The organism is Moorena sp. SIO4A1 (assembly GCF_010672065.1).
Taxonomy (GTDB): Bacteria; Cyanobacteriota; Cyanobacteriia; order Cyanobacteriales; family Coleofasciculaceae; genus Moorena.
Map to the genome: position 1 here is coordinate 1 of NZ_JAAHHX010001033.1, position 1059 is coordinate 1059.

3 protein-coding genes are annotated in these 1059 nt (G+C 45.0%); 1 reads left to right on the forward strand and 2 read right to left on the reverse strand.

All coding sequences use genetic code 11. The annotated features are described in order from the left end of the window. The first annotated feature begins 171 nt into the window (after positions 1 to 171). The gene (locus F6K53_RS45035) at positions 172 to 327 is read left to right on the forward strand and encodes a hypothetical protein (RefSeq protein WP_293087639.1); all 156 of its coding nucleotides are present in this window, start codon (positions 172 to 174) and stop codon (positions 325 to 327) included. On the opposite strand, the gene F6K53_RS45040 is transcribed toward F6K53_RS45035, so the two are convergent. Together F6K53_RS45040 and F6K53_RS45045 are read right to left on the reverse strand one after the other, a co-directional pair. Further along, entirely contained in the window at positions 320 to 442 is a 123-nt protein-coding gene (locus F6K53_RS45040; RefSeq protein ID WP_293087642.1) for a hypothetical protein, read from the reverse strand. The genes F6K53_RS45035 and F6K53_RS45040 overlap by 8 nt on opposite strands. Positions 443 to 482: 40 nt before the next feature. Next, positions 483 to 1059: HlyD family efflux transporter periplasmic adaptor subunit (locus tag F6K53_RS45045; RefSeq protein WP_293087645.1), on the reverse strand; the 577-nt coding region annotated here is incomplete at its 5' end.

Genomic DNA, 1059 nt, shown 5'->3' on the forward strand with positions numbered 1-1059 from the left:
TGATAGCTTGTTTCCCTATTCCTCAAAACTTTTAATTGGTGACTCCGTTTCACTCCATCACCAGGCTATCCTTCCCGACGCTGACCCTATCGGGTACAGCGCGGGGCTGCCGCCTTGAAGCTCAAAGTACCTCAAAGTATTAATAAGTGTACTAATTAAGAAAGCCCTGAAGTGACTGATATCACATCCCGGAAATGTAAGCATTCAGCTATCAGCGGTCAGCGGTCAGCCGTCAGCCGTCAGCTTTGTGGCACAGGCCACAAGCGCTGTGACTTCACTCAGATTAAACAAATGGTTACCTGTTTTATTCAAAAGCACCTCAAGTAGCACCATCTGTAGCGCTAATCGCTGACCGCTGATAGCACCTCAAGTAGCGTGCGCGTAGCGCATTAGCTAAAAGCACCTCAAGTAGCGTGGCACAGGCTTCGACGCTGGGACTCATTAGCTGATAGCTGACGGCTGAATGCTTACCCGGAAATTACCTATAATTTCAAACCTCCTTGCTGCAACTTCTTAAACGGATCGAGAATAAAATCAATAATCCGACGCTGGCGTACAATCACCTCAGCAGTCGCTGTATCTCCAGGACGCAACCCAATACACTCCTTACCTGTGGGAAGACAATCTTGATTTAACGCAATTTCTATGTTGTATGCTGCTACCTTTCCATTTCGTGTTTCCACCTCAGAGGTAGTTGGAGAAATTTCCACTAATTCTCCTGCTATCACCCCATACTCTTGAAACGGATAGGCATCAAATTTCAATTTAACTGGCATTCCTTTCTTTAAAGAACCACTTTCAGTGGTTGCCATCTGGGCTCGAATAATTAATGATGAATCCTCTGGGGCAATTTCTGCTACCATAGTTCCCTGCTGCACTACAGCACCAGGTCTTTGAATCGGTAACTGAAATACCATTCCACTGACCGGTGCCTCTAAGACTCGTTGCTTTAACTGAAGCTGCAAGGAGTCAATCTGACGCTTACTCTGAGAAATTTCTGAATTTAGGGTAGTAATTTGGGTCTCTATATTATTCAGTTGTTCTTCTATTTTAAGTACG

Excerpts from the sequence above, each read along its gene's own strand:
- F6K53_RS45040 (WP_293087642.1), bottom strand. The coding sequence starts at position 442 with ATGAGTCCCAGCGTCGAAGCCTGTGCCACGCTACTTGAGGTGCTTTTA.